At 56.5% G+C, this 20,939-nt stretch carries 17 protein-coding genes; 11 read left to right on the top strand and 6 right to left on the bottom strand.

The genetic code is table 11. The features are described 5' to 3' along the window. Nucleotides 1-22: 22 nt before the first annotated feature. Complete coding sequence (locus MWU60_RS01720) at nucleotides 23-2,227, top strand: methyl-accepting chemotaxis protein (RefSeq protein ID WP_247225319.1); 2,205 nt, start codon at nucleotides 23-25, stop codon at nucleotides 2,225-2,227. A gap of 467 nt (nucleotides 2,228-2,694) precedes the next feature. Here the strand turns inward: MWU60_RS01720 and MWU60_RS01715 are convergent, their stop codons facing one another. Beyond that, nucleotides 2,695-2,976: a hypothetical protein gene (locus MWU60_RS01715; protein WP_247225318.1), complete on the bottom strand. Its 282-nt coding sequence runs from the start codon at nucleotides 2,974-2,976 to the stop codon at nucleotides 2,695-2,697. Next, nucleotides 2,973-5,732: a glutamine-synthetase adenylyltransferase gene (locus MWU60_RS01710; RefSeq protein ID WP_247225317.1), complete on the bottom strand. Its 2,760-nt coding sequence runs from the start codon at nucleotides 5,730-5,732 to the stop codon at nucleotides 2,973-2,975. The genes MWU60_RS01715 and MWU60_RS01710 overlap by 4 nt, the downstream gene beginning before the upstream one ends. A gap of 78 nt (nucleotides 5,733-5,810) precedes the next feature. On the opposite strand from MWU60_RS01710, the gene MWU60_RS01705 reads away from it, so the two are divergent. From MWU60_RS01705 to MWU60_RS01690, 4 genes are all read left to right on the top strand, one after another. After that, complete coding sequence (locus tag MWU60_RS01705; protein ID WP_247225316.1) at nucleotides 5,811-6,281, top strand: YbaK/EbsC family protein; 471 nt, start codon at nucleotides 5,811-5,813, stop codon at nucleotides 6,279-6,281. A gap of 117 nt (nucleotides 6,282-6,398) precedes the next feature. Beyond that, a complete protein-coding gene (locus tag MWU60_RS01700) occupies nucleotides 6,399-6,836 on the top strand; it encodes a DUF2852 domain-containing protein (RefSeq protein ID WP_247225315.1) in 438 nt (145 codons plus the stop codon). Nucleotides 6,837-6,910: 74 nt separating this feature from the next. Further along, nucleotides 6,911-7,354: an RDD family protein gene (locus MWU60_RS01695; protein ID WP_247225314.1), complete on the top strand. Its 444-nt coding sequence runs from the start codon at nucleotides 6,911-6,913 to the stop codon at nucleotides 7,352-7,354. A gap of 73 nt (nucleotides 7,355-7,427) precedes the next feature. Continuing rightward, nucleotides 7,428-8,234 (top strand): arginyltransferase, encoded by an 807-nt coding sequence (locus MWU60_RS01690; RefSeq protein WP_247225313.1) that lies wholly within the window; start codon nucleotides 7,428-7,430, stop codon nucleotides 8,232-8,234. Nucleotides 8,235-8,308: 74 nt separating this feature from the next. Here MWU60_RS01690 and MWU60_RS01685 read toward each other — a convergent pair whose 3' ends face one another. From MWU60_RS01685 to MWU60_RS01675, 3 genes are all read right to left on the bottom strand, one after another. Further along, the gene (locus MWU60_RS01685; RefSeq protein WP_247225312.1) at nucleotides 8,309-10,663 is read right to left on the bottom strand and encodes a TRAP transporter large permease subunit; all 2,355 of its coding nucleotides are present in this window, start codon (nucleotides 10,661-10,663) and stop codon (nucleotides 8,309-8,311) included. Nucleotides 10,664-10,680: 17 nt separating this feature from the next. Next, nucleotides 10,681-11,625: a TRAP transporter small permease subunit gene (locus MWU60_RS01680; protein WP_247225311.1), complete on the bottom strand. Its 945-nt coding sequence runs from the start codon at nucleotides 11,623-11,625 to the stop codon at nucleotides 10,681-10,683. A 132-nt stretch (nucleotides 11,626-11,757) separates the two neighbouring features. Continuing rightward, nucleotides 11,758-12,840: a TRAP transporter substrate-binding protein gene (locus tag MWU60_RS01675; protein ID WP_247225310.1), complete on the bottom strand. Its 1,083-nt coding sequence runs from the start codon at nucleotides 12,838-12,840 to the stop codon at nucleotides 11,758-11,760. 248 nt (nucleotides 12,841-13,088) lie between these two features. On the opposite strand from MWU60_RS01675, the gene MWU60_RS01670 reads away from it, so the two are divergent. Both MWU60_RS01670 and MWU60_RS01665 read left to right on the top strand, forming a co-directional pair. Further along, entirely contained in the window at nucleotides 13,089-14,522 is a 1,434-nt protein-coding gene (locus MWU60_RS01670; RefSeq protein WP_247225309.1) for a cache domain-containing protein, read from the top strand. Beyond that, nucleotides 14,519-15,151: a response regulator transcription factor gene (locus tag MWU60_RS01665; protein ID WP_247225308.1), complete on the top strand. Its 633-nt coding sequence runs from the start codon at nucleotides 14,519-14,521 to the stop codon at nucleotides 15,149-15,151. Before MWU60_RS01670 ends, MWU60_RS01665 begins: the two co-directional genes overlap by 4 nt. A gap of 60 nt (nucleotides 15,152-15,211) precedes the next feature. On the opposite strand, the gene MWU60_RS01660 is transcribed toward MWU60_RS01665, so the two are convergent. Next, on the bottom strand, nucleotides 15,212-16,228 hold the full coding sequence (locus MWU60_RS01660; protein ID WP_247225307.1) for a LacI family DNA-binding transcriptional regulator: 1,017 nt from the start codon (nucleotides 16,226-16,228) through the stop codon (nucleotides 15,212-15,214). A 128-nt stretch (nucleotides 16,229-16,356) separates the two neighbouring features. On the opposite strand from MWU60_RS01660, the gene MWU60_RS01655 reads away from it, so the two are divergent. The 4 genes from MWU60_RS01655 to MWU60_RS01640 are packed head-to-tail and all read left to right on the top strand — an operon-like array spanning nucleotide 16,357 to nucleotide 20,938. Next, nucleotides 16,357-17,436, top strand: coding sequence for a sugar ABC transporter substrate-binding protein (locus tag MWU60_RS01655; RefSeq protein ID WP_247225306.1), 1,080 nt, complete (start codon nucleotides 16,357-16,359; stop codon nucleotides 17,434-17,436). After that, nucleotides 17,411-19,030: a sugar ABC transporter ATP-binding protein gene (locus MWU60_RS01650; protein WP_247225305.1), complete on the top strand. Its 1,620-nt coding sequence runs from the start codon at nucleotides 17,411-17,413 to the stop codon at nucleotides 19,028-19,030. Before MWU60_RS01655 ends, MWU60_RS01650 begins: the two co-directional genes overlap by 26 nt. Continuing rightward, the gene (locus MWU60_RS01645; protein WP_247225304.1) at nucleotides 19,023-19,988 is read left to right on the top strand and encodes an ABC transporter permease; all 966 of its coding nucleotides are present in this window, start codon (nucleotides 19,023-19,025) and stop codon (nucleotides 19,986-19,988) included. The genes MWU60_RS01650 and MWU60_RS01645 overlap by 8 nt, the downstream gene beginning before the upstream one ends. Next, nucleotides 19,985-20,938: an ABC transporter permease gene (locus MWU60_RS01640; RefSeq protein WP_247225303.1), complete on the top strand. Its 954-nt coding sequence runs from the start codon at nucleotides 19,985-19,987 to the stop codon at nucleotides 20,936-20,938. Before MWU60_RS01645 ends, MWU60_RS01640 begins: the two co-directional genes overlap by 4 nt. Nucleotide 20,939: the final 1 nt, after the last annotated feature.

Raw genomic sequence — 20,939 nt, 5'->3', positions numbered from 1 at the left:
GATAACTCTGAGGGAGCGCGCAATGCTGGACGCATGGCCAATTTCAAGGCGAGTCGGATTAGGCTTTCTTATTCTGACCGCGATGATCGTGGGGCTGGCGGCGTTTTCCCATCGCTCGGTAGGACAACTTGGTCAAGGCTATACCGAGTACCGGGATAGAGCGCGTCAATTCTACGCTGTCGCAGCCGGGCAAGAAGACATCATAGAAGCAAGGCTCGCCGCCTTGAAATATCGCGCCACAGCCGACCCGGTTGATCGTGATCAGGTGACTTCAAACATAAATGAAGTTTTTGATAACACTGATCTGACATCTGGTTTCGCTGATGAACCTGCGCGTCAGGCAGAGTTAGAGCGGCTGTTCGGACTTGCGGATGAATACCAAACCGGTTTTCAGTCCATGGCTGACGAACTGGGTGAAGCGACCGTGTTGCAGGAGGCCAACCAAGCGCAGGCAATCGCGATCAAGGAAGCAGCCAATCTGGTTTTCGAAAGGGCTGTTCAGAACGGGAATCCGCCGCTTGTAGCCGCTGCAGGACGTACATTGCAGACTGCACTTTCTGCGGTTGTGCAAAGCAAGCAAGTTGCCTTGTCGGGCACGATCGAAGACATTGACAGATTCAATAGCCTCTTTGCGGATTTTGAAGGAACGCTAAGCCCGTTGCGATCACTGACGGCAACGGGGCTCCTTGCACAGCAGGTCACCGCACTCCAGACGGCAAGTACAGGTTACGGCGACGCCATCAATCAGTTTGCGCAAATCACCGCATCCGTTACGCAATGGCAAGAAAATGTGTTGGACCGGCTAGGCCCCGAGATTGAAAGCGGCTTTGATGCGTTGGGTGATGACCTGCTGGCGCGACAACATGAACTGGGCCCGATGGGGGCCTCAATCGTGTCCCGACTTCAAACCGTCATCCCGACAGTCGGTATTCTGTCGGCCATTATGGCAGTACTTGCCTCAGTGTTGGTCGCGCGTTGGATTTCGCGATCGGTAGAACAGCTTGCAGATACGACCGATCGGCTTGCGGCAGGTGATCTTGACGTCACAATAACGGGAAGCGAGCACAAACATGAGTTAGGGCGCATGGCGCGCGCTTTGACAGTGTTTCGAACGGCGCAAATCGAACGGAACGAGGCCTCGGCGGAACGTGCAAAGCTGCGCATGGAACAAGATGCGGTCGTCAAAACGATGCAAAGCGAACTTGCCGAACTTGCAAAAGGCAACCTGACGACGCAAATCGCACAAGAATTCGCGCCGGAATATGAGCAGCTGCGGATCAACTTTAATCAGACCGTTGCTGCACTTCAGGAAACTCTCAGCAAAGTGGCTACAACAACCGCACATATCGGTGGCACCACGGCAGCCACGCAAGCCGCGACATCGGAGCTGTCGCAACGCACGGAGAATCAGGCGGCAACACTCGAACAGACCGCCGCTGCACTGGATCAGCTGACCGCCAGTATTCGGTCCGCTGCGGAACATGCCAAATCGGTGGATACATCAGTCAAAAAGGCGCGTTCAGAGGCAACTAAGAACGGTGAAATCGTGGCCCAAGCCGTGAGCGCGATGGACGAAATTGAAGAATCATCCAAACAAATCACCCAAGTCATCGGCGTCATTGATGATATCGCATTTCAAACAAACCTGCTGGCTCTGAATGCCGGCGTCGAGGCGGCACGCGCGGGCGAGTCAGGCAAAGGCTTTGCCGTGGTCGCATCAGAAGTCCGTGCTCTCGCCCAGCGTTCCGCCGAGGCCGCGAAGGAGATTTCCGAACTGATTGCCAACAGTACCCATCACGTGCAGCAAGGCACACAACTTGTCGGAAATGCCGGCGAGGCGTTGTCAGAAGTTATCACGCAGGTGGATGCCATTGCCTTGATGACAACCGAGATCGCGACAAGCGCAGAAGAGCAATCAATCGGGCTGTCGGAAATCAACATCGGGGTGAACCAGCTTGATCAGGCAACCCAGCAAAATGCAGCTATGGTGCAGGAATCCATGTCGCGTGGTGATGCGCTCGTTCAGGAAACTGGCAAACTACATGATCTGGTAGGTCAATTTCAAATGTCTGGCGGCACACGCGCCTCCGCACCCCAAAGCGCGCAGATGGCGACGCTAGAGGATGCAATCGCCAACACCCATCAAGCTGAGACGTCACCGCCCCCATCCCCGCCGCGACCAAAGGCCAAAGGGAATACCGCCGAGGCAATGTGGGAGAATTTTTAACAACCCACGATCAATAGTCAGGTTATCATCCCGCCTTTAGCTTGATGACTCATACATTTTGCACTGTCGTTTGACAGACTGGTCCTGCGGCGAGGCGCATAGCCGCAGGAATAGTTGTTCTGTTTTAGGGTCAGGATCCATTAAATTCGCGCCGTCAGTTTGTCAGATTGGGTCCGTGGCGAGGCGCAAAGCCGCAAGAATAGTGGTTCTATTTCAAGGCTTTGCGGTGATGTCCACGGGGCCAATCCATCAAACCTGAAGGACGGCGTTTTCAGAAATATTAGTGGTTTGCGCTGCGTCGGCCATAGTTTTTCTACGGGCAAGCGGCGTGCGCGACATGCCCGGCAAAAACAATAGCCCCGCACAACGCAATCACTGATATTTCGTGATGACGCCAGTGACGGTGTAAAACCAATGGGTCCTGATCTTGGGCAATTTTCCACCATCACGCTCATCCCGTTTATAGGCTAGAGGTCCGGGGGGACCCTCCCGTTTCGCCCACCGCGTCTGCGGGCTGGTTGCGCGTCTTCCAAGGCCGCAGTCAACGTCTGCACCATGGGGTGATCTGCTGCACGCAGCGGCCCATAATGCGCCAGTAGCGCGCGCACCTCATCTTGCGCGTCTCGCCCCGCCGGCAGTCCAAGTGCCCAATCGAGAAAGATGCTGCGGCACTCCGGCGCGCCAATATCCTCGATCGCGAAGGCTTCCCTGATCAGACCCTTGGGGTCAAAGACAGCATCACCCGTCATGACGCGCCCAAGTCGGTGCTGATCAGCATGTCTGCCTGCTGCCGGGATGTGACCAATCGGTCCTGCAAAGTCTGGATCGTGTCGCACCCTGTTTCACGCAAAATCAAACGCATGGCTCCCTCGCCCAAAAGTCCAATGTCCGCGGCGCCATCTGCCAACAAACGCAGTGATGCCTGCAACTGCCAAAAGAGCGCCGCAGCGTCCGTCAGCGCCTGCGCATCAGCGGCATCAATCAAGCCATTCGCGACACCATCGGCCAGTTGTGCCGCCACATCGCCTTGCGGTGAGCCACTGCGCAACGCCACGGTCTGGGCAAACAGCTCAATGTCCTGCAACCGCCCCGGTCCAATTTTGGCATCAAAGTCATCCTGCGCCGGTTTGGCAGCGGCAATCCTTTGGCGCATATCCGTTACATCGGACAACACCGTGGCACCGCCTGACTTTTCCCGCATCAACGCCTGCCGAAACGCTTCGACCTCTGCTTGTAGCGCCTGATCCCCGGCAATCGGCCGTGCGCGGGTCAATGCCAGATGCTCCCACGTCCACGCCTCATTGCGCTGATAGTCCTGAAAAGCGGTCCAAGACGTGGCCACCGGCCCCTGACGGCCCGAAGGACGCAGCCGCATATCGACTTCATAAAGCCGACCTTCGGCCATCGGTGCGGTCAATGCTGTGACCAAAGCCTGCGTTAGACGCGCAAAATACATGCGAGTGGCCAAAGGACGTCGGCCTTCTGAGGCTTCTTGGCCTTGCGCATCATAGATCATGATCAAATCGAGATCAGACATGGCGTTCAGCCGACGTGCACCAAGCGATCCCATCGCCACGACGGTGGCCCCCCGGCCCGGCATGGGCCCATGTTTGCGCGCAAATTCGGCCACGACATGTGGCCAAAGCCCCGCGACAACCGCCTCCGCCAAATCTGCATATTGCACGCCCGTCTGCGCGGCTGTGATCAACCCGCGCAGAAAATGCACACCGACCCGGAAGTGCCATTCCTTGGCCCAGCGACGGGTTGCCAAAAGCTGCGCCTCGTAGTCATCGTACCCTTGCAACAGTGCCGCAAGCTCTGCCTGTAACGCCGCCGTCCCCGGCCAATCAGCGAAGAACGCACCGCCAATCACAGCATCCAAGACGCCCGCATTGCGCGACAGATGTTGGGCCAAAGCAGGTGCTGTCGCACAGATATCGACGATCAGTTGGGTCAGTTGAGGGTTTGCCTCAAACAGCGAAAAAAGCTGCACGCCAGCAGGTAGCCCCGCCAGAAACCTGTCAAACTGGGTCAAGGCTTCGTCGGGTTTTGCGGCTTCTTTCAGGCGCGCCATGATCTCTGGCGTGATGCGCGCAAAAATCTCTGTCGCTCGGGCAGACCGCAGGGCGGGATAGCTGTGCCACCGGTTCGTGACATCCTGCCCCCAGGTTGGCGCATCGTCGGCACTGGGATCATCTGGGGCAAAAAATCCTTCAGTCAGCGTGTGCACATCTTCGATGCGATCGGCCAAAGTAGTGCGCAGTTGTGCTGTATCGCATCCCATGAATGCCGCCAAACGCGCAAAGCCCGCGTCATCGCTGGGCAATGTCTGGGTTTGCGCATCGTTGATCATTTGCAGCCGATGTTCGACCTCGCGGTGGTAACGGTAGTGATCATAAAGGCTCTCGGCGGTTTGCTGGGGGATCCAATCGGCAGCCGCCAGCGCTTGCAGGCCCGCATGCGTGCCGCGCGCCCGCAGCGATTTGTCCCGCCCGCCCGCGATCAATTGTCGGGTCTGGGTGAAAAACTCAATCTCGCGGATGCCGCCACGCCCCAGTTTGATGTTGTGCCCTTGAAGGACCAGTGGCCCGTGCAGGCCCTTGTGATTGCGGATTTTCAAACGCATGTCATGGGCGTCCTGGATCGCGGCGAAATCCAGATGTTTGCGCCAGACGAAAGGTTTCAGCGTATCCAGAAATCGCGTACCGGCCGCTTTGTCGCCCGCACAGACCCGCGCCTTGATGAATGCGGCCCGTTCCCATGTGCGCCCGACGCTTTCGTAGTACCGTTCTGCTGCTTCCATCGACAAACACACCGGCGTCACCGAGGCGTCGGGGCGCAAGCGCAGATCAGTCCGAAAGACATAGCCGTCACGTTGATCCGACAGGATCGCCGTCATTTTGCGGGTCACGCGGATGAAGGCCGCGCGCACATCATGATAGTCGTCGGGGTCAAAACGGCTTTCGTCAAACAGGCAGATCAGATCAATATCGGAAGAGTAATTCAGCTCTCCCGCCCCCATTTTGCCCATGGCGAGCACGACCATCCCGCCCGCGTCAGACGGATCACCCCCGGCGGGCAGTTTTCCCCGCGCGACCTCCGCTGCCACCAATTGGCTGATCGCGGCCTGCACTGCGGCATCGGCAAAATCTGTCAGATACTGCGTCACCGTTTCCAGCGGCCAGACCCCACCCAGATCGGCCAGCCCCGTAAGCAAGGCAACACGGCGCTTGCAGCACCGCAGATAGCCGGGCAAATCCGTCAATGCGGTCTGCGGTATTTCTGCCAGCAGATCAGCGATAGCAGTTTCGGGGTCATCAAGAGCCGGGACAATCCACGCTGCCTCGCGCCGCAAAAGATCCGCAAGGTATGGGCTGCATCCGGCGGTTCCTGCGATCAGGTCGGCGATGGGTGGCGTGAGGTCTAGAAATTCTGCCAGCACGTCGCCCGCCCTGTCGGCATCGTAAGGAGTGGGTGAACGGGACAGGCGCGCGGTAAAAGACATGCACGCACACTGCGGTGCACTTGCCCTCTGGTCAATGCGGATCGGGCCCGTAGACTACCCAAAAAGGACAGGATAACTATGAGCAAAAGTCTGAAACGCGTGATGGCAGCGCTGGCTGATGCCGGGCTTGATATTACACCACTGGAACTGGGCCCGGAAACACGGACCGCACAGCAGGCAGCAGATGCGGCGGGTTGCGCGCTAGATCAGATCGCGAAATCAGTGATCTTTGCCGGGCAATCCAGCGGCAAAGCCATTTTGTTTGTTACCGCCGGTGGCAATCAGGTGGAGCCTGTCAAAGCCAGCGCCGTTGCAGGTGAAGCTTTGGGTAAGGCAAATGCGGCGCTGATCCGGGCGCAAACGGGCTTTGCCATTGGCGGTGTGGCCCCTGTCGGTCATCTTAGCCCTATTGAGGCGTTTTTTGATCCCAGATTGGCGGAATTTGATGTGATATACGCCGCTGCGGGCACTCCGCGGCATATTTTTGCGATTAATCCAAAGGTTCTTCAGAAAATTTCTGGCGCACAAGCCACTGATTTTACTATATAATAAAAGTAAATGTAAAAAACATTTACATTTATCCTTGAAGATCAGCACCGCTCCTACGATATCTGTGATGTGAAAGACATTCACATAACCGCAAACAGATAGTTAAGGAGCCTAACCATGAACACCGCCACAACCCAGTCCCCAATGGCTATGGACCGCGTACCGGGGTTTTTCGCCCGTGCCGAAGCCTGGCTTGATGAGCGTGGCAAAGGCGCCTGGATAGCCGCCATGGTTCTCGGCTTTATCTTCGTCTGGCCAATCGGCCTTGCCCTTCTTGCATATATGATCTGGAGCAAACGCATGTTCAATTCTTCCTGCAAATCCATGACCCGCGCCCGCGCCCGTCATATGGGCAAGTCCTCTGGCAACAGCGCGTTTGACGCATACAAGTCAGAAACCCTGCGCCGTCTGGAAGAAGAGCAAGACAACTTCGAGGCCTTCCTGAAGCGTCTGCGCGAAGCCAAGGACAAAGCAGAGTTCGACCAGTTCATGGACGATCGCGCAAAGAAGATGACCGACGTTGATGACACCGACACCGGACCAGCGACTGCATAAACGCTCGCCTAGATAGGGCGGCCTGTTTCCCCAACAGGCCACCCTTCCCTTCTTTTCAATCAATGAGAAACCAAATGACCATGTCGCCCGATTACGCAGAAATCCGTGACTTTGATCCCCAGCTTTATGCCGGTGTCACGATCAAACGCGGTATCGCCTGGGTTTTTGATGTCATCCTGATTGCGATGCTCTGCGCCCTGATCCTGCCGTTCACCGCATTTACGGGGCTGTTCTTCTTCCCGGCCCTGATGCTTTTCGTCGGATTTATCTATCGCTGGTTCACGCTGGCAGGTGGATCATCAACCTGGGGTATGCGCCTGATGGGCATCCGCTTTCGCGATCATCGCGGTGCGCCGTTGACCTCTGGTTTGGCACTCGCCCATACGGCGGGCTACACCATCAGCATCGCCGTCGCCCCGCTGCAGCTGATCTCGGTTGTTCTGATGCTGGTGACCCCCCGTGGTCAGGGCCTGACTGACCATTTATTAGGCACTGAGGCGATCAATTCAGCGTATTAAGCATGCGACATTCGAGGGGCTTGGCTGATGATGAACAGATTGTTAAGCTTTCTTGAATTTGACCGGATGACTTATGCGCCACACGCTGCCCATTGCCCCGCAGTTCTATGTAACTGCCCCGCAACCCTGCCCTTATCTTGAGGGCAGGATGGAGCGCAAATTGTTCACCGCATTGCAAGGTGACATGGCAACGAAATTGAACGATTCTCTTTCCAAACAAGGGTTTCGTCGGTCACAGAATGTACTTTACCGCCCGTCTTGCGCCGAATGTTCGGCCTGCATGTCGGCCCGCATTGACGTGTCGAAATTTGATCCCAGCCGCAGCCAGCGCCGTGTTGCCAAACGTGCCGCCCATTTGAATCGCCGTGCGACATCGCCTTGGGCAACCGAGGAACAATATGCATTGTTCCGCGAATATCTTGATGGTCGCCATGCAACCGGCGGCATGGCTGATATGGATATGTTCGAGTTCGCAGCGATGGTCGAGGAAACCCCGATCCGGTCCCGCCTGATTGAGTATTCGACAGCCGATGATCTGACCGCCGTATGCCTGACCGATATCCTTGATGACGGATTGTCGATGGTCTATTCGTTCTTTGATCCGGCCAATGACAAGCTGTCGCTAGGCACTTACGTGATCCTTGATCATATCGCCATCGCCCGCGAGTTGGGTCTGCCCTATGTCTATCTGGGCTATTGGGTCCCTGGCAGCCCGAAGATGGACTATAAGGCCAAGTTCAAGGGGCTTGAGGTTTACCGTGACGGGATGTGGAACCCAGTGGGTGATCCGGCGTCCTACAGCGCGGATGTGCACCCCCTCTCGACCGATCCAATTGCCGAGCAAGTCGCGCGGATTAATCTGCCGGACGGGCGCAACTGAACACAGGCTTTTCAGGTTTCAACTGAAAAGGGCGGCGCTATCAGCACCACCCTTTTTTGTAACACGCCCCTGCCCTAGTTCAGCAGGTTCGGCACAATCGTGACCACAGCAGGGAAGAAAGCCAGCAGAAGCAATCCGAATACCTGAATACCGATGAATGGCATGACCCCCTTATAAATCTGCCCCGTCGTGATCGACTTGGGCGCAACCCCGCGCAGATAGAACAGCGCAAAGCCAAAGGGTGGCGTCAGGAAGGAGGTCTGCAAATTCACCGCGATCATGATCGTGACCCATTTGGGATCGAACGTGCCGCCATAGATGACCGGTCCGACAATCGGGATGACGATGTAGATGATCTCAAGGAAATCAAGCACGAAGCCCAGCATGAACAGCACCAGCATGACAAGCAGGAAGACGGTCCATTCGTTGTCGAAGGACCGCAGGAACTGCTGGATATAATGCTCGCCCCCGAATGAGATCAGCACAAGGTTCAAAAGCTGCGACCCGATCAGGATGGTGAACACCATCGACGTCACTTTCGCGGTTTCGCGCACAACCGGTGCTAGAACCCCGCCTGATATCAGCACCCAACAGGACCAAAGCAGACCGAACAGCGCAAAAAGGAAGCAGCCGAAGGCGACCAGATAGGCAATCCGGTTTTCCAACAGCACAACCTCTTGCCCAAGGCGCATGTCGAAATTGATCCCGATCAGCAGCATCACAACGATCGCCGCCGTTGTCAGCAACACCATACGGCCTGACCGCCCTTGGTCTTGTAGCTTGCGATAGGTCGCAAGCAATATCGCACCGCCTGCGCCCAGGGCCGCAGCCGGGGTGGGGTTGGTGATACCACCCAGGATCGAACCCAACACAGCCACGATCAGAACCAGCGGCGGGAAAACCACGCGAAGGATTTCGTTGCCAGCCAGCAATTTGGCTGCAAAGCGCAATCCAAAAAAGGCGATGATCAACGGAATTGCAATGAGCAAAGTCGTTTGCCCCGGCGTGGTCAGCGGTGAAATCAGGATGATATCGACCAGCAACATCAGCCCGATACCCGCCGCGCCAATGATCAATGGCCGTGCGTCCGCACTTGGGGCGACGCCCCGTGCAATCGCCAGCGTCAAGCCCATGAGGACCGCAAAGATCGCAATCCCTGTGCCAATCGGTGCGGCTGCATCGACCTTTTGCATGACACGTTCAGCGCGCTCTTCTGGTGACAGCTCGCGCGCTTGGGTCACGCCACCGGCGGCCTCAATTGCGGCCTGTTCGTCCAGCGCCTGCTGCCATGCTTCTTCACCATGCAGTTCTTGCATGGCTATCGCACAGTCTTCGCTGACCCGCGTGCGCAGGGATGCCGTTTGACCGGAGGCCGTGAAGCTATCAACGATCACAGACTGGGAGCCGACAAGGTTTGTCTGCCCCATGCCAATCGCCAAGCCAATGATGCCAACCGGCACGGCAAGGAACCATGTGAAGCTATCGTTGCGGGTGATCACCTCGCCGCCTGTGCTTTCGTCAAATTGCACGGGTGGGGCTTTGGATGGGTTGATCAGCGCAAAGATGAAGGCGTAGCCCGCATAAAGCACCGCCAGCATAATGCCGGGCAGCAAGGCCGCCTGGAAGAGCGTGCCAACCGACACAACAGCCGGTTCGCCCAGATATGTCAGCGCATCCGAGCATCCCGCAAGCTGCGCGCGTTCTTCTTGCGCGGCTGAATAGAGGTCCCCGGCAAGCGTGCCCAAAAGCACGATTACGATGGACGGTGGAATGATCTGCCCCAGCGTACCAGACGCCGCGATGACACCAGTGGAAAGCTGCGGCGAATAGCCGTTTTTGAGCATTGTCGGCAGCGCCAGCAGGCCCATCGTCACAACAGTTGCACCAACGATACCGGTAGAGGCCGCAAGAAACGCACCCACGATCACGATGGATACAGCCAAGCCACCCGGCAGCGGGCCAAAGACCTTGGCCATCGTTGTCAGCAACTCATCCGCGATCCGTGACCGTTCCAACACGATACCCATCATCACGAACATGACAACGGCAAGCAGCGTTTCAATGGATTGCCCCGCCAGAACGCGTTCGTTCATCCGGTTGACCATAAAGCCGATATTGCGGTCCAGCGCGATCTCCCAGCCTTGCGGGAACAACACGTCTTCGTATCGCGGCAATTCCGGGAAGCGGAAGACCGATATCGCGTCCGGTCGGACCCCTTCTGCGATCAGCGCGGCGTATTCGGCTGAATTGGTATCAACCGCTGCGTGGATCAACAGGCCAGAGCTATCGAGGGCTGCGATAATCGCAAATGAAATAACGGCCGAGCCTGAGATTGCAAACGCCACAGGGAAACCCGACAGGATCCCCGCAAACAAAGTGAGAAAGACGATAATGATACCGACTTCGATGCCATCTATTCCGAAAAGCATGTATCTACCGCCCTAGCTTAATGAATATTTGCGGCAAGTTCGGCGGTTTCATCGCCAATCTTGTCTTTGTCGAGGTGTTTGCCTTCGCTTTCAGGCCCTTCTTTCCATTCCAGGTAGGACCGGAAGAAGAAGGCAACCGCCTGCAACAGGATCATTGCGGTGAAGACCACCAGCAGCACCTTGAACAGGAAGTAGGCGTTGAAGCCATTGGGCGAGAAACCGATGGTTTCGACGTTCCAGCGCAATGCGCGCGCCTTGGTCAGCAACCGCTCTAACGTGTCAGACGCCGATGGGTTGGGCACAACAAGGTGCCGCCACAAGAAGAACCAGCCGTAAAGCCACGTCAGGATCGCCGCGGGCACCATCAGCACGATAGCTCCGATCATGTCGATCACGCGCTTGGCACGGTAGCTGATGGCGGAATAAACAAGGTCAACGCGGACGTGCCCGCCTTGGACAAAGGTGTAGGACGCACAAAGCGTCACGATCATCGCGTTGTAGAATTTGAGCTGCTCTGACCACCAACTGACATCGTGGGTCACGGTCACGCCAAAGCCGATGCTGATCTCGGACACCGCAAAGACGCGCTGCATGAAGATGATGACGATCTGTTGCAACACCATCAAAAGCCCGGCCCAAGCGGCGGTGCGACCGACCACATTGGCAAAGCCTTCAAGGCCGCGCACGCAGCCCCACATGAAGCGGTTATTGATGAAACCGTAGATCGTCACGACAAGAAATATCGCGAAGACAACGAAGAAAAACTCAACCGAGGCACCGTAGTAGATAAAGCGCATCAGCGCCTCTTTCTGCTCGGTTTCCATTGCCCCGTTGATGGTCGGCAACCATGCCAGCCATTCACTTGGGTGCAGCAGTGCGTAGAAAAAGTTGTAGAATCCGTCGATGAGGTTCCCAAAGAACCACCCTATCGCGTTTCCACCCCATGCATCGCCTAAGCCCATGAGAATTCCCCTCCGTGGAAGCTAGTCTGGGCACCCTCCCGGCACCTCTTGGTCGTGAAGGCCCTTATGCCTGTCGCATGGGGCCTTCACTTTGATCTAGATCATAAAATCATGATCCGCCCGCAGGTGGGCTTAGGCCATGACACGGTCGCGCTGTGCGCGGTATGCGCCTTCGGACTGTGTGATCCAGCCAGAAGAAGCCGCCATAGAGGCGTTATAGCTCGCGCGGATACGATCATAGATATCGTCGCCGTTGTACTGGTCCATTGTCGTCTTGGCCGCAGTACCCATCGCGTCCCAAACGCTGTCCGGGAATTCCAGAACCTGAACGCCACCGGCCTGCAGACGCTGCAGCGCTGCACCGTTGTTGTTCATGAACTGTGCCAGGTTCCACTGGTGCGCTTCGCCAGATGCGATCTCGATGATCTTCTGGTGCTCGGGGCTCAGGCTGTCCCACACATCAAGGTTTGTGGCCAGCGACAGGGCTGCACCCGGCTCGTGCATACCGGCAGTGTAGTAGAACTTGGTGATTTCCTGGAAACCAGCTTTTTCGTCTGCCCATGGGCCGATCCACTCGGTGCCGTCAATCGCACCAGAGGCCAGCGCTTGGTACACTTCTGCACCCGGCAGGTTTTGTACGGACGCACCCATGTTGCCCAATGCCTGACCACCAAGGCCCGGCATACGGAACTTCAGACCTTGGAAGTCCTCTGGACCGTTGATCTCTTTCGAGAACCAGCCACCGGCCTGCGGGCCTGTGTTACCAGCAAGGAATGATTTCAGACCAAAGATTGAGCCCAGCTCATCGTGGAATGCCTGACCTTCACCCTGATAGTACCAGTTCGAGATTTCCTGCGGCGTCATGCCGAAAGGTACGGATGTGAAGAAGGCATAGCCTGGGTGCTGACCAACAAAGTAGTAGTCCGCACCGTGATACATATCTGCCTGACCGGATGTGACCGCGTCAAAGACTTCAAACGCACCGACCAATTCGCCAGCGGCTTTCAGGTCAATAGTGAGCGAGCCACCGGACATTGCTGTGATTGTGTCAGCAGCGCGCTGTGCTGCGTCATGCACACCGGCAAGGCCACGGCCCCATGTTGTCACAAGCGTCAGAGTGCGGTTTCCCTGTGCGTATGCAGGTGCAGCCAGTGCTGTTGCTGCGGCGGCCGAACCACCAAGTGCTGAATTCTTTAAAAACGAACGACGATCCATATAGAGTATCCTCCCAGTTGTTGATCTTGCGTGCTGCGTAACTCCCACGCGCACGATTGGATTTCGTGGCCGGACCCTAGCGCGGCCCCTGCCCGGGTGAAATACGTAGTACTGCGTAGAAAACATATTTTTGTCACATTTTTTGACCAATCGCGCCTGTTGTTGAGGCGCTAACAGGTTCTTCATCACATTCGGGTCGTCGCTGATCGCATTTGATTCGTCGGTGATTCTTGGCTAACGATCACGTTATGACCGGCCTGCTAACGCGACTGCGTGACATCATCAGTATCAGCTACGGTCAGAAGGTTTTTCTTCTGGCGACACTGCCCCTTATCGTGGCGGTCTTTTTGATCACGCTTGTGGTCACGGCCCAGTCGCGCCAACTGGCCGAGCGTGAAATTCAGGCGCTGGAAACCCAATTGATTGAAACGAAACGCGCCGAACTGAAGAACTATTTGTCCATCGCGCGTACTGCGGTGGTCAACACCTATGGTCGCGCGGCCCCGGATGATGACGCCGCCAAACTGGCTGTCAGCCGCGAGTTGGCCGCCATGCTCTATGGGCAGGATGGGTACTTCTTTGTCTTTGATTACGACGGCAACAACCTTGTCGCCCCGCGCCAGACCTATCTGATTGGCAAGAACTGGACGGGGTTGGAAGATCTCAACGGCACCCCCATCACAGATGAGTTGATCCGCATCGCCCGCACGGGCGGTGGCTATCACAGCTTTGACTGGCCCAAGCCTTCAACCGGGGCGACCGAGCGCATGATCGTCTACGTCAATGGTTTGCAGGATTGGCGGTGGGCGATCGGCACGGGTGTCTTCATCGACGATGTGCTTGAAAACGTGGCCGCCGCCCGCGCTGATGTGCAAACGCGGATCAGGCGGACCAGCTTTTATATCGTGGCCATCGCGGTGACCGCCTTGATCGGGGTCTTTATGACGGGGATGGTGCTGAACCTGCGCGAACGTCGTCTGGCTGATGCCAAGCTGAAACAGCTGACCCAACGGATCATTGATACGCAGGAAGAAGAACGCGGTCGGGTGGCGCGTGAACTGCATGACGGGATCAGTCAGATGCTGGTGGGCGTGCGCTATGCGCTGGAACTTACCCGCCGCAAACTGGGCAGCGACTCTGCCGTGAGCGACAGCCTGAACAAGGGCATTGATGGGCTGGGGTCCACGATCCAGGAGGTCCGCCGCATCAGCCGCGATCTGCGCCCCGGCGTGCTGGATGATCTGGGGCTGGGTCCTGCCCTGCAAGCGCTGACCGATGATTTTTCGACTCGCACGGGGATTGAAACCGAATTCGAAACCGTCGTGTTCCGTAACCGGTTGGATCAGGAAGCGCGGATCGCCCTTTACCGCATTGCACAAGAGGCGTTGAACAACATCGAACGGCATGCCGAAGCGCAAAGCGTCCAGATCGCGCTCAAGGGACATCGCAAAGGGGCGATGCTGCGGATCAAAGACGACGGCGTCGGCATGACATGGCCGCGGCCAGAGAGGCGGCGCAGCGCGGGGCTGGGCCTGCGCAACATGCAGGAACGGATCGAACAATTGGGCGGCAGCTTGCGAGTGCTGTCCGCCCGCACCGGAAAAACCGGCACGGTCATTGAAGCCCAGGTCCCGCTCAGCCATATGCTACGCCCGCAAAACACAATAAAGGAAAGCGCATGACCACCCGCGTTTTGATCGTTGATGATCACCCGATGGTTGCCGAAGGCATCCAGTCCCTTCTTGAAAGCTATGATGACATTGACGTCGTCGGCACGCTGGGCCAAGCGCAAGAGGCCGTGGACCGGGTCAATGAACTCGCGCCCGATGTGATCCTGCTGGATCTGAACATGCCGGGGCTGTCGGGTTTAAACGCCACCGAAATGATCCTCGAAGAACGCCCCCAGACGCGCATCGTGATCCTGTCGATGCATGACAGCCCGGAGTACATCTCGACCGCACTCAGCCACGGGGCGCGGGGTTATATCCTCAAGGACGTGCCGACCGAGGAGATTTACACGGCTATCCAGACCGTGATGGCCGGTGGTGAGTACCTTTGCACAGGGGCGAAGGGATCATTGCAACCCAAGATCAGCGATGGGCGTGAACCCCTGACCAGCCGCGAACAAACGATCCTGCTGGAACTCGCGCAAGGGCAATCCAACAAGGATGTCGCCAATACGCTGAACATTTCAGTCCGCACCGTTGAGACACACCGCAAGAACATCAAACGCAAGCTTGGGATCAGCTCAACCGCCGGTCTGACGCGCTATGCGCTGGAGCATGGGGTGCTGCAGGGCACCGGGATTTAGAGACATTTGGCAAATGACCACAGTGACGGGCAAAGAGAAGGCAGGTCCACCTTTGATCGTTCAACAAGTTTGCCCAACACTCAACTCAAAGCCCAAATCAACTAATTTCGGCGCGGTGCCTGGACCAACCTCGCCTTGCATTGCCAAAAGTTGCCCTGCCTGTAAGCCAATGTCATAGCGGGGTGTCTTTATTGTTGTCAGTTGGATTGGCAAGGCATCAAGGTAAGGCAACCCGTTGAATCCTGCCATTGCAATGTCATCTGGGATGCTGATCCCCTCGGCCAGGCAATGCATAATCCCGCCCGCGGCTAGATCGTCATTGGAATAGTAAATTGCGTCTGGCCGGTCGGTGCCGGACAGAATTTCGGCGGTCATGCGACGCCCCTCAACCATTGAGGAAGGCAACGCACTGATGATTTCGGACACCATGGTTCCGCCTGCGTCGCGCACGGCCTGCCGGAACCCTTCAAGACGTTTGCCTGCCCGTAGATCAGACCCGCTTTGACTGCCCGCATAGACAAATCGGCGATGGCCCTTGTCGAGCATATGCTGTGCCGTGACCTGTCCGGCAGCCCTTTGCGAAAAGCCGAATGCTGTTGAAATCGCCGCCCCATCAATGTCCATCACTTCGGCGACCTGCACACCGGATGCGGCAATCGCTTGTCTGGTTTGGTCCGAATGTTCCAAGCCAGCCAGTACGATGCCAGATGGGCGCCATGACAGCAAATCGCGCACTAATTTGTATTCGCGATCTTCACAATATTCGGTCAAACCAAAGACCGGGCGAAAACTCTGTGCTGTCAGAGCATCAGTAATGCCGCGCAAGACTTCTGTAAAAACGGTGTTGCCAAGCGTGGGAAGCACAACAGCAATCAACGACGATTGTTCAGAGCGCAGTCCACGCGCTAACCGGTTTTGCACATAGCCAATCTCGGCAGCGGCCGCATTCACCTGATCGCGTACTTTGCTTGAAATATAGCCTTTTCCGCTCATCACCCGCGAGACTGTCATCTGACTTACACCCGCGCGCTCCGCGACATCATCCATCGTCGGGCGGGTTGTTTTTCTGTCAGCCAAATTCAGTCTCCATTCCTAAATAATCGTACGCCGGCAACAGAATCGCTTGACATATGTTTACGTAAACATGTTTCATGCACCATATGTTTACGTAAACATATACCAAAAAACCTCTGGGAGGAGACCAAATGAAAAATCTTATGCTGGGAACCGCGTTGGCGACCTTTGTCGTTTCACAAGCATCCGCAGAGACTTACCGCACAGAATGCTTCGCACCTGCACCGGGCAGTACAACAATCCAAGGCGAGGCCAAGGACGGGCCTTACAAAATGGCCTTCGTGAACGGCTTTGCCGGAAATGACTGGCGTATTGCGGCCATTCAGGCTTCAAAGGCTTGGGCTGCGCGTCCCGAAAACGCGGCGAACATTGAAGAATTTACAGTTGTATCCGTAGGCAACGACAGCGCGGCGCAAATCGCAGCGATCGATAATTTTATTGCAGCGGGATATGATGCGATCACGTTCATCGCCGTAAACCCAAGCGCATTTGAGCCGGTGATCCGCAGGGCGGCTCGTCAAGGGACTGTTCTCGTTCCATTCGACAACGTTCTGGATACAGATCAGGTCGTTCAGATCAATGAAAGCCAACTCGAGCTGGGCCGGCTCAAGGCGCAGACTGTTATGGATGAACTTGGCGGAACGGCCGACAAGATCTTGATGGTGAACGGGCTTCCCGGCAATGCCACAGACCGTGATCGTCGTCTTGGTATGATGAGCGTGCTTGAGAACGTCGAGGGCCTTGAGATCGTCGAGGTTGTTGGCAACTGGGACACCGGCACAAGTCAGAAAGTTGTCGCGGACGCGCTTGCGACGCATGGCCAGTTTGATGCTGTTGTCTCTCAACATGGGTCAGCGGGCACCATCAACGCGATGCAGGCCGCCGGACACCCGATCGTGCCGATGGGCGTGGACGGTGAGAATGGGGTGCGCATGCTGATGGATGAACTCGACATTCCCGGCATTTCTGCGGCTCAGGCGCCTGCGATGTCTGCTGTCGCACTTGAAGCGGCCGTTGCGCTGTTGCAAGGAAATGAACTGCCACAGACCGTGTTCCTGCCAATCCCCCAGGTAAATGCCGAAGACCTTGAAGCGGGCGTGAATTTCTTCCCTGATCTGCCAAAATCATTCAACACAGGGACAGGTTTCCCTGATTGCTTTGCACCCTTCACACCAGAAGAGCTGCTTGGCCAATCTGCTGACAACACCTGATAATGGTGAAATTGTTCCGGCAGCATCGCGTTGCCGGAACGCCCTTTTTACAGCGGGCGGCCCTGTGATGTCTCGACCTGAACACCCTATTGTGCGCCTGCGCGGCGTTTCCAAAGTCTACGGCGCAACACGGGCATTGTCCGATGTTGATTTCGCCTGTTTTGGTGGCGAAATCCACGCGGTGCTGGGCGAAAACGGCGCCGGCAAATCAACATTGATGAAGCTTGTCGCCGGGGTTATTCAGCCGACGTCCGGTGACATTGAAGTCGACAGCGTTGCGATGCGACTAAAGGGCCCCGCTGATGCGATGGCGCGCGGACTGGTTTGCATGTTTCAGGAACTGTCCTTGGTGCCCGACCTCAGCGTGCGTGAAAACCTGATGCTGGGTGCGGTTGGCACCGGGTTGGGGCGGCTCAACACCGGTGTTGTGCGGCGCGCCCAAGACATCTTGGCCCAGATAGATGGCGGCGCGATCGGGATGAAAACCCGCGTCGCTGATCTTTCGCTGGCCGAGCAGCAACAAGTCGAGATCGCCAAAGCTCTGACCCGTGATCCAAAGCTGTTGATCTTGGATGAGGCAACCTCTGCCCTGAATGCGTCCGTCGTGGAAAAGGTGTTTCAGCTTATCCGCGCAGAACGGGATCGGGGTGTGGGCGTCTTGTTCATCTCACATAGGTTTCATGAGATCGAAAGCCTTGCTGATCGCATTTCTATATTCCGCAATGGCACACATGTTGACACGTTCGACAATGGGGCCTGCAGCTATGGGCAAATCATCAGCAAAATGGTTGGCCAACGTATTGATGACCTGTTTCCGCCAAAGCCCGCGCCGGACCCGCATGCACAAGAAGTGTTGCGCCTTGACGGTTTTGGTTGGGCGGACACTTTGAAGGATGTCTCAATTGTTTTGCGCAAGGGGCAGATCACCGGCCTTGGCGGGCTGGATGGGCAAGGACAAGGCAGTGTGTTGCAAGGACTGTTTGGCCTTTTGCGGGGTACGGAAGGACGCTGCCTTGTGGGTGGCACACCTGTTGCAATCAATCATCCCAAGCATGCCAAGAACCCAAAACTGGGCATAGCATTGGTTCCTGAGGACCGTAAAACCGAAGGCCTCATTCTTGATCAAAGTATCGCCCAAAATTTGGAACTGGCCGCCCTTGGCACGGATGGGATCAATGCCTCGGATCCTGCAATCTACCGGCCCTTTTTGGACGCCCTTGAACTAAAGTGCGACAGTCTGGACCAACCCGTCAGCCAGCTATCGGGTGGCAATCAGCAAAAGGTGGCTTTGACGAAATGGTTGGCCCTGGGCCCGCGCTGTATGTTGCTTGCCGACCCCACGCGCGGCATTGACGTGAAAACCAAAACACAAATCTATGCGCTGTTGCGGCGGCTGGCCGAGAGCGGTGTGGCGATCCTGCTGGTTTCAACCGACTACGAAGAGCTGATCCACCTGTGTGATGAGACGCATGTTTTCTATCAAGGGCGTATTGTGCGCCATCTGACAGGCGAAGACGTCACCGCAGAAGCAATTATTGCAGCGTCCTTGAATATCCCTGCATCCGCGCAAACCGCACAGTCCACCCATGCGTAATTTGCTGAAAGCCAATCAACGCGAAGCCATCGCAATTCTGGTGCTGGCGGTCTTGCTCACGCTTTACCTGACAACACACCCGACAGGTGCAAATACCTATGTTGTCACGATCTGGGCTAACCAGTGTCTGATCCTCGCGTTGGCCGCGATTGCACAGTTTTTTGCGGTGATCGTCCGCGGCATTGATCTGTCCGTCGGGGCCGTGATGGCGCTGACGAATTGCGTGGCTTCCTATCTGGTGATCGGGTCGGGACTGGATATGGCCTTTGGGATCGCAGCGGTGCTGGCGGTTGGCGTGGCCTGCGGACTTTTCAACGGTGCGCTTGTCGTGTTTGGCCGCATTCAACCGATTGTCGCAACGCTTGCCACGGCGTCCTTGTTTACTGGCCTGGCATTGCTTCTGCGGCCAACGCCCGGCGGCCGGATCGACTATGACCTTGCTGATGCATTTACGTTAGATGTTTTGGGCATTCCGACAGCACTGATCATCGCCGCGGCTGTGATTGGCTTGTTCTGGGTGCCGCTGCGCCGCACAGGTCTGGGCCTTGGGCTCTATGCAGTCGGGTCTTCTGAACAGGCCGCATTTCAATCAGGAATGCCAGTGCCGGTGATCCGGCTGGCGTCTTTCGCGATGGGCGGTCTGTTTGCCGGTCTTGCGGGTCTTTACTTCAGCTTTGTGACCACAACGGGGGACGCCGGGATTGGGCCCAATTATACGCTGAATTCCATCGCTGCTGTCGTCTTGGGCGGTGTCGCATTGCGCGGCGGCGTTGGTACGTTGACGGGGGCTATGGCCGGTGCGTTTATTCTGAAAACCATCGGTTCATTGATGTTCTTTTCCGGCCTTCCGCCATTGGCGCAACCCTTCATTGAAGGATTGATCCTCGCAGGTGCGATCGCGATCGGTGGTGCCGGCGTATTGCGGGTCAAGAACCGGCTGGAGGTGTTTGGGAAATGAATACGATCAGGCAAAACCTGCCGCGCATTGATGCCTTGTTTCCCTATGTCGGGACAGTCTTGTTGATCTTAGGCGGGAGCTATTTCTTTCCGCAGATCTTGGGTATCGAATATCTGGCACAACAGTTGCAAATCGCGGCGTTTCTGGGGGTCTTGGCGCTTGGGGCGACAATCGTCATCCTTTTGGGCCATATTGATCTTTCCGTGCCGTGGGTACTCGGCGGAGCGGCCATCATTTCAACCTCGCTGGCTGGTTCCGGGGACCCGGCATTCATCGTCGCGGCCATCCCTATGGCGCTGCTTTTCGGTGCCCTTGTCGGGGTTATCAACGGTGTTGGCGTGGCAATCTTGCGCATCCCGTCGATGGTCTGGACCTTGGCAGTGAATTCAATGTTGCTTGGGGTGGCGGTGTTGAACACAGGCGGTTTCAATCCAAAGGGCGAAGCAAGTGTGACAATGACCTGGTTGGCCACTGGCAATTTGGCAGGGTTCCCAGTGGCGTTTCTGGTCTGGATGACAGTAACCGGCATAATGGCTCTCATTTTGAAAAGGTCAGCTTTCGGACGCTACCTTTCCGCCATCGGGTACAATGAAAAAGCGACATTTCTATCAGGCGTTTCAACGCCATCCGTGATTTTTGCGGCTTTCGCGATCGCCGGGCTTTGTTCAGCCCTTGGCGGGATCATGCTGGCGGGATACGCCAATCAGGCCTATCAATCTATGGGCGATCCATTCTTGTTGCCGACAATCGCCGCTGTCGTCATTGGTGGCACTTCGATTTTAGGCGGACGCGGCAGCCTGATTGGAACAGTCGGAGGAGTGCTGTTTATCACGCTATTGACCTCTATTTTGTCGGTGATGCAAATATCGGACGCATGGCGGAACATCATATTTGGCGTGATCATTATCAGCATGCTGTTGCTTCAGACACTGCGTAGAAAGGGCAATTGAC

Origin of the sequence: Yoonia sp. F2084L, assembly GCF_023015625.1 — a bacterium.
Classification (GTDB): Bacteria; Pseudomonadota; Alphaproteobacteria; order Rhodobacterales; family Rhodobacteraceae; genus Yoonia.
This window is presented reverse-complemented; position numbering and strand designations above follow the sequence as displayed.

Coding starts and splice junctions, on each gene's coding strand:
- MWU60_RS01690 (WP_247225313.1), top strand. CDS start 7,428: ATGCGCCACACGCTGCCCATTGCCCCGCAGTTCTATGTAACTGCCCCG.
- MWU60_RS01665 (WP_247225308.1), top strand. CDS start 14,519: ATGACCACCCGCGTTTTGATCGTTGATGATCACCCGATGGTTGCCGAA.
- MWU60_RS01710 (WP_247225317.1), bottom strand. CDS start 5,732: ATGTCTTTTACCGCGCGCCTGTCCCGTTCACCCACTCCTTACGATGCC.
- MWU60_RS01695 (WP_247225314.1), top strand. CDS start 6,911: ATGACCATGTCGCCCGATTACGCAGAAATCCGTGACTTTGATCCCCAG.
- MWU60_RS01640 (WP_247225303.1), top strand. CDS start 19,985: ATGAATACGATCAGGCAAAACCTGCCGCGCATTGATGCCTTGTTTCCC.
- MWU60_RS01645 (WP_247225304.1), top strand. CDS start 19,023: ATGCGTAATTTGCTGAAAGCCAATCAACGCGAAGCCATCGCAATTCTG.
- MWU60_RS01670 (WP_247225309.1), top strand. CDS start 13,089: ATGACCGGCCTGCTAACGCGACTGCGTGACATCATCAGTATCAGCTAC.
- MWU60_RS01705 (WP_247225316.1), top strand. CDS start 5,811: ATGAGCAAAAGTCTGAAACGCGTGATGGCAGCGCTGGCTGATGCCGGG.
- MWU60_RS01715 (WP_247225318.1), bottom strand. CDS start 2,976: ATGACGGGTGATGCTGTCTTTGACCCCAAGGGTCTGATCAGGGAAGCC.
- MWU60_RS01680 (WP_247225311.1), bottom strand. CDS start 11,625: ATGGGCTTAGGCGATGCATGGGGTGGAAACGCGATAGGGTGGTTCTTT.
- MWU60_RS01675 (WP_247225310.1), bottom strand. CDS start 12,840: ATGGATCGTCGTTCGTTTTTAAAGAATTCAGCACTTGGTGGTTCGGCC.
- MWU60_RS01720 (WP_247225319.1), top strand. CDS start 23: ATGCTGGACGCATGGCCAATTTCAAGGCGAGTCGGATTAGGCTTTCTT.
- MWU60_RS01685 (WP_247225312.1), bottom strand. CDS start 10,663: ATGCTTTTCGGAATAGATGGCATCGAAGTCGGTATCATTATCGTCTTT.
- MWU60_RS01700 (WP_247225315.1), top strand. CDS start 6,399: ATGAACACCGCCACAACCCAGTCCCCAATGGCTATGGACCGCGTACCG.
- MWU60_RS01655 (WP_247225306.1), top strand. CDS start 16,357: ATGAAAAATCTTATGCTGGGAACCGCGTTGGCGACCTTTGTCGTTTCA.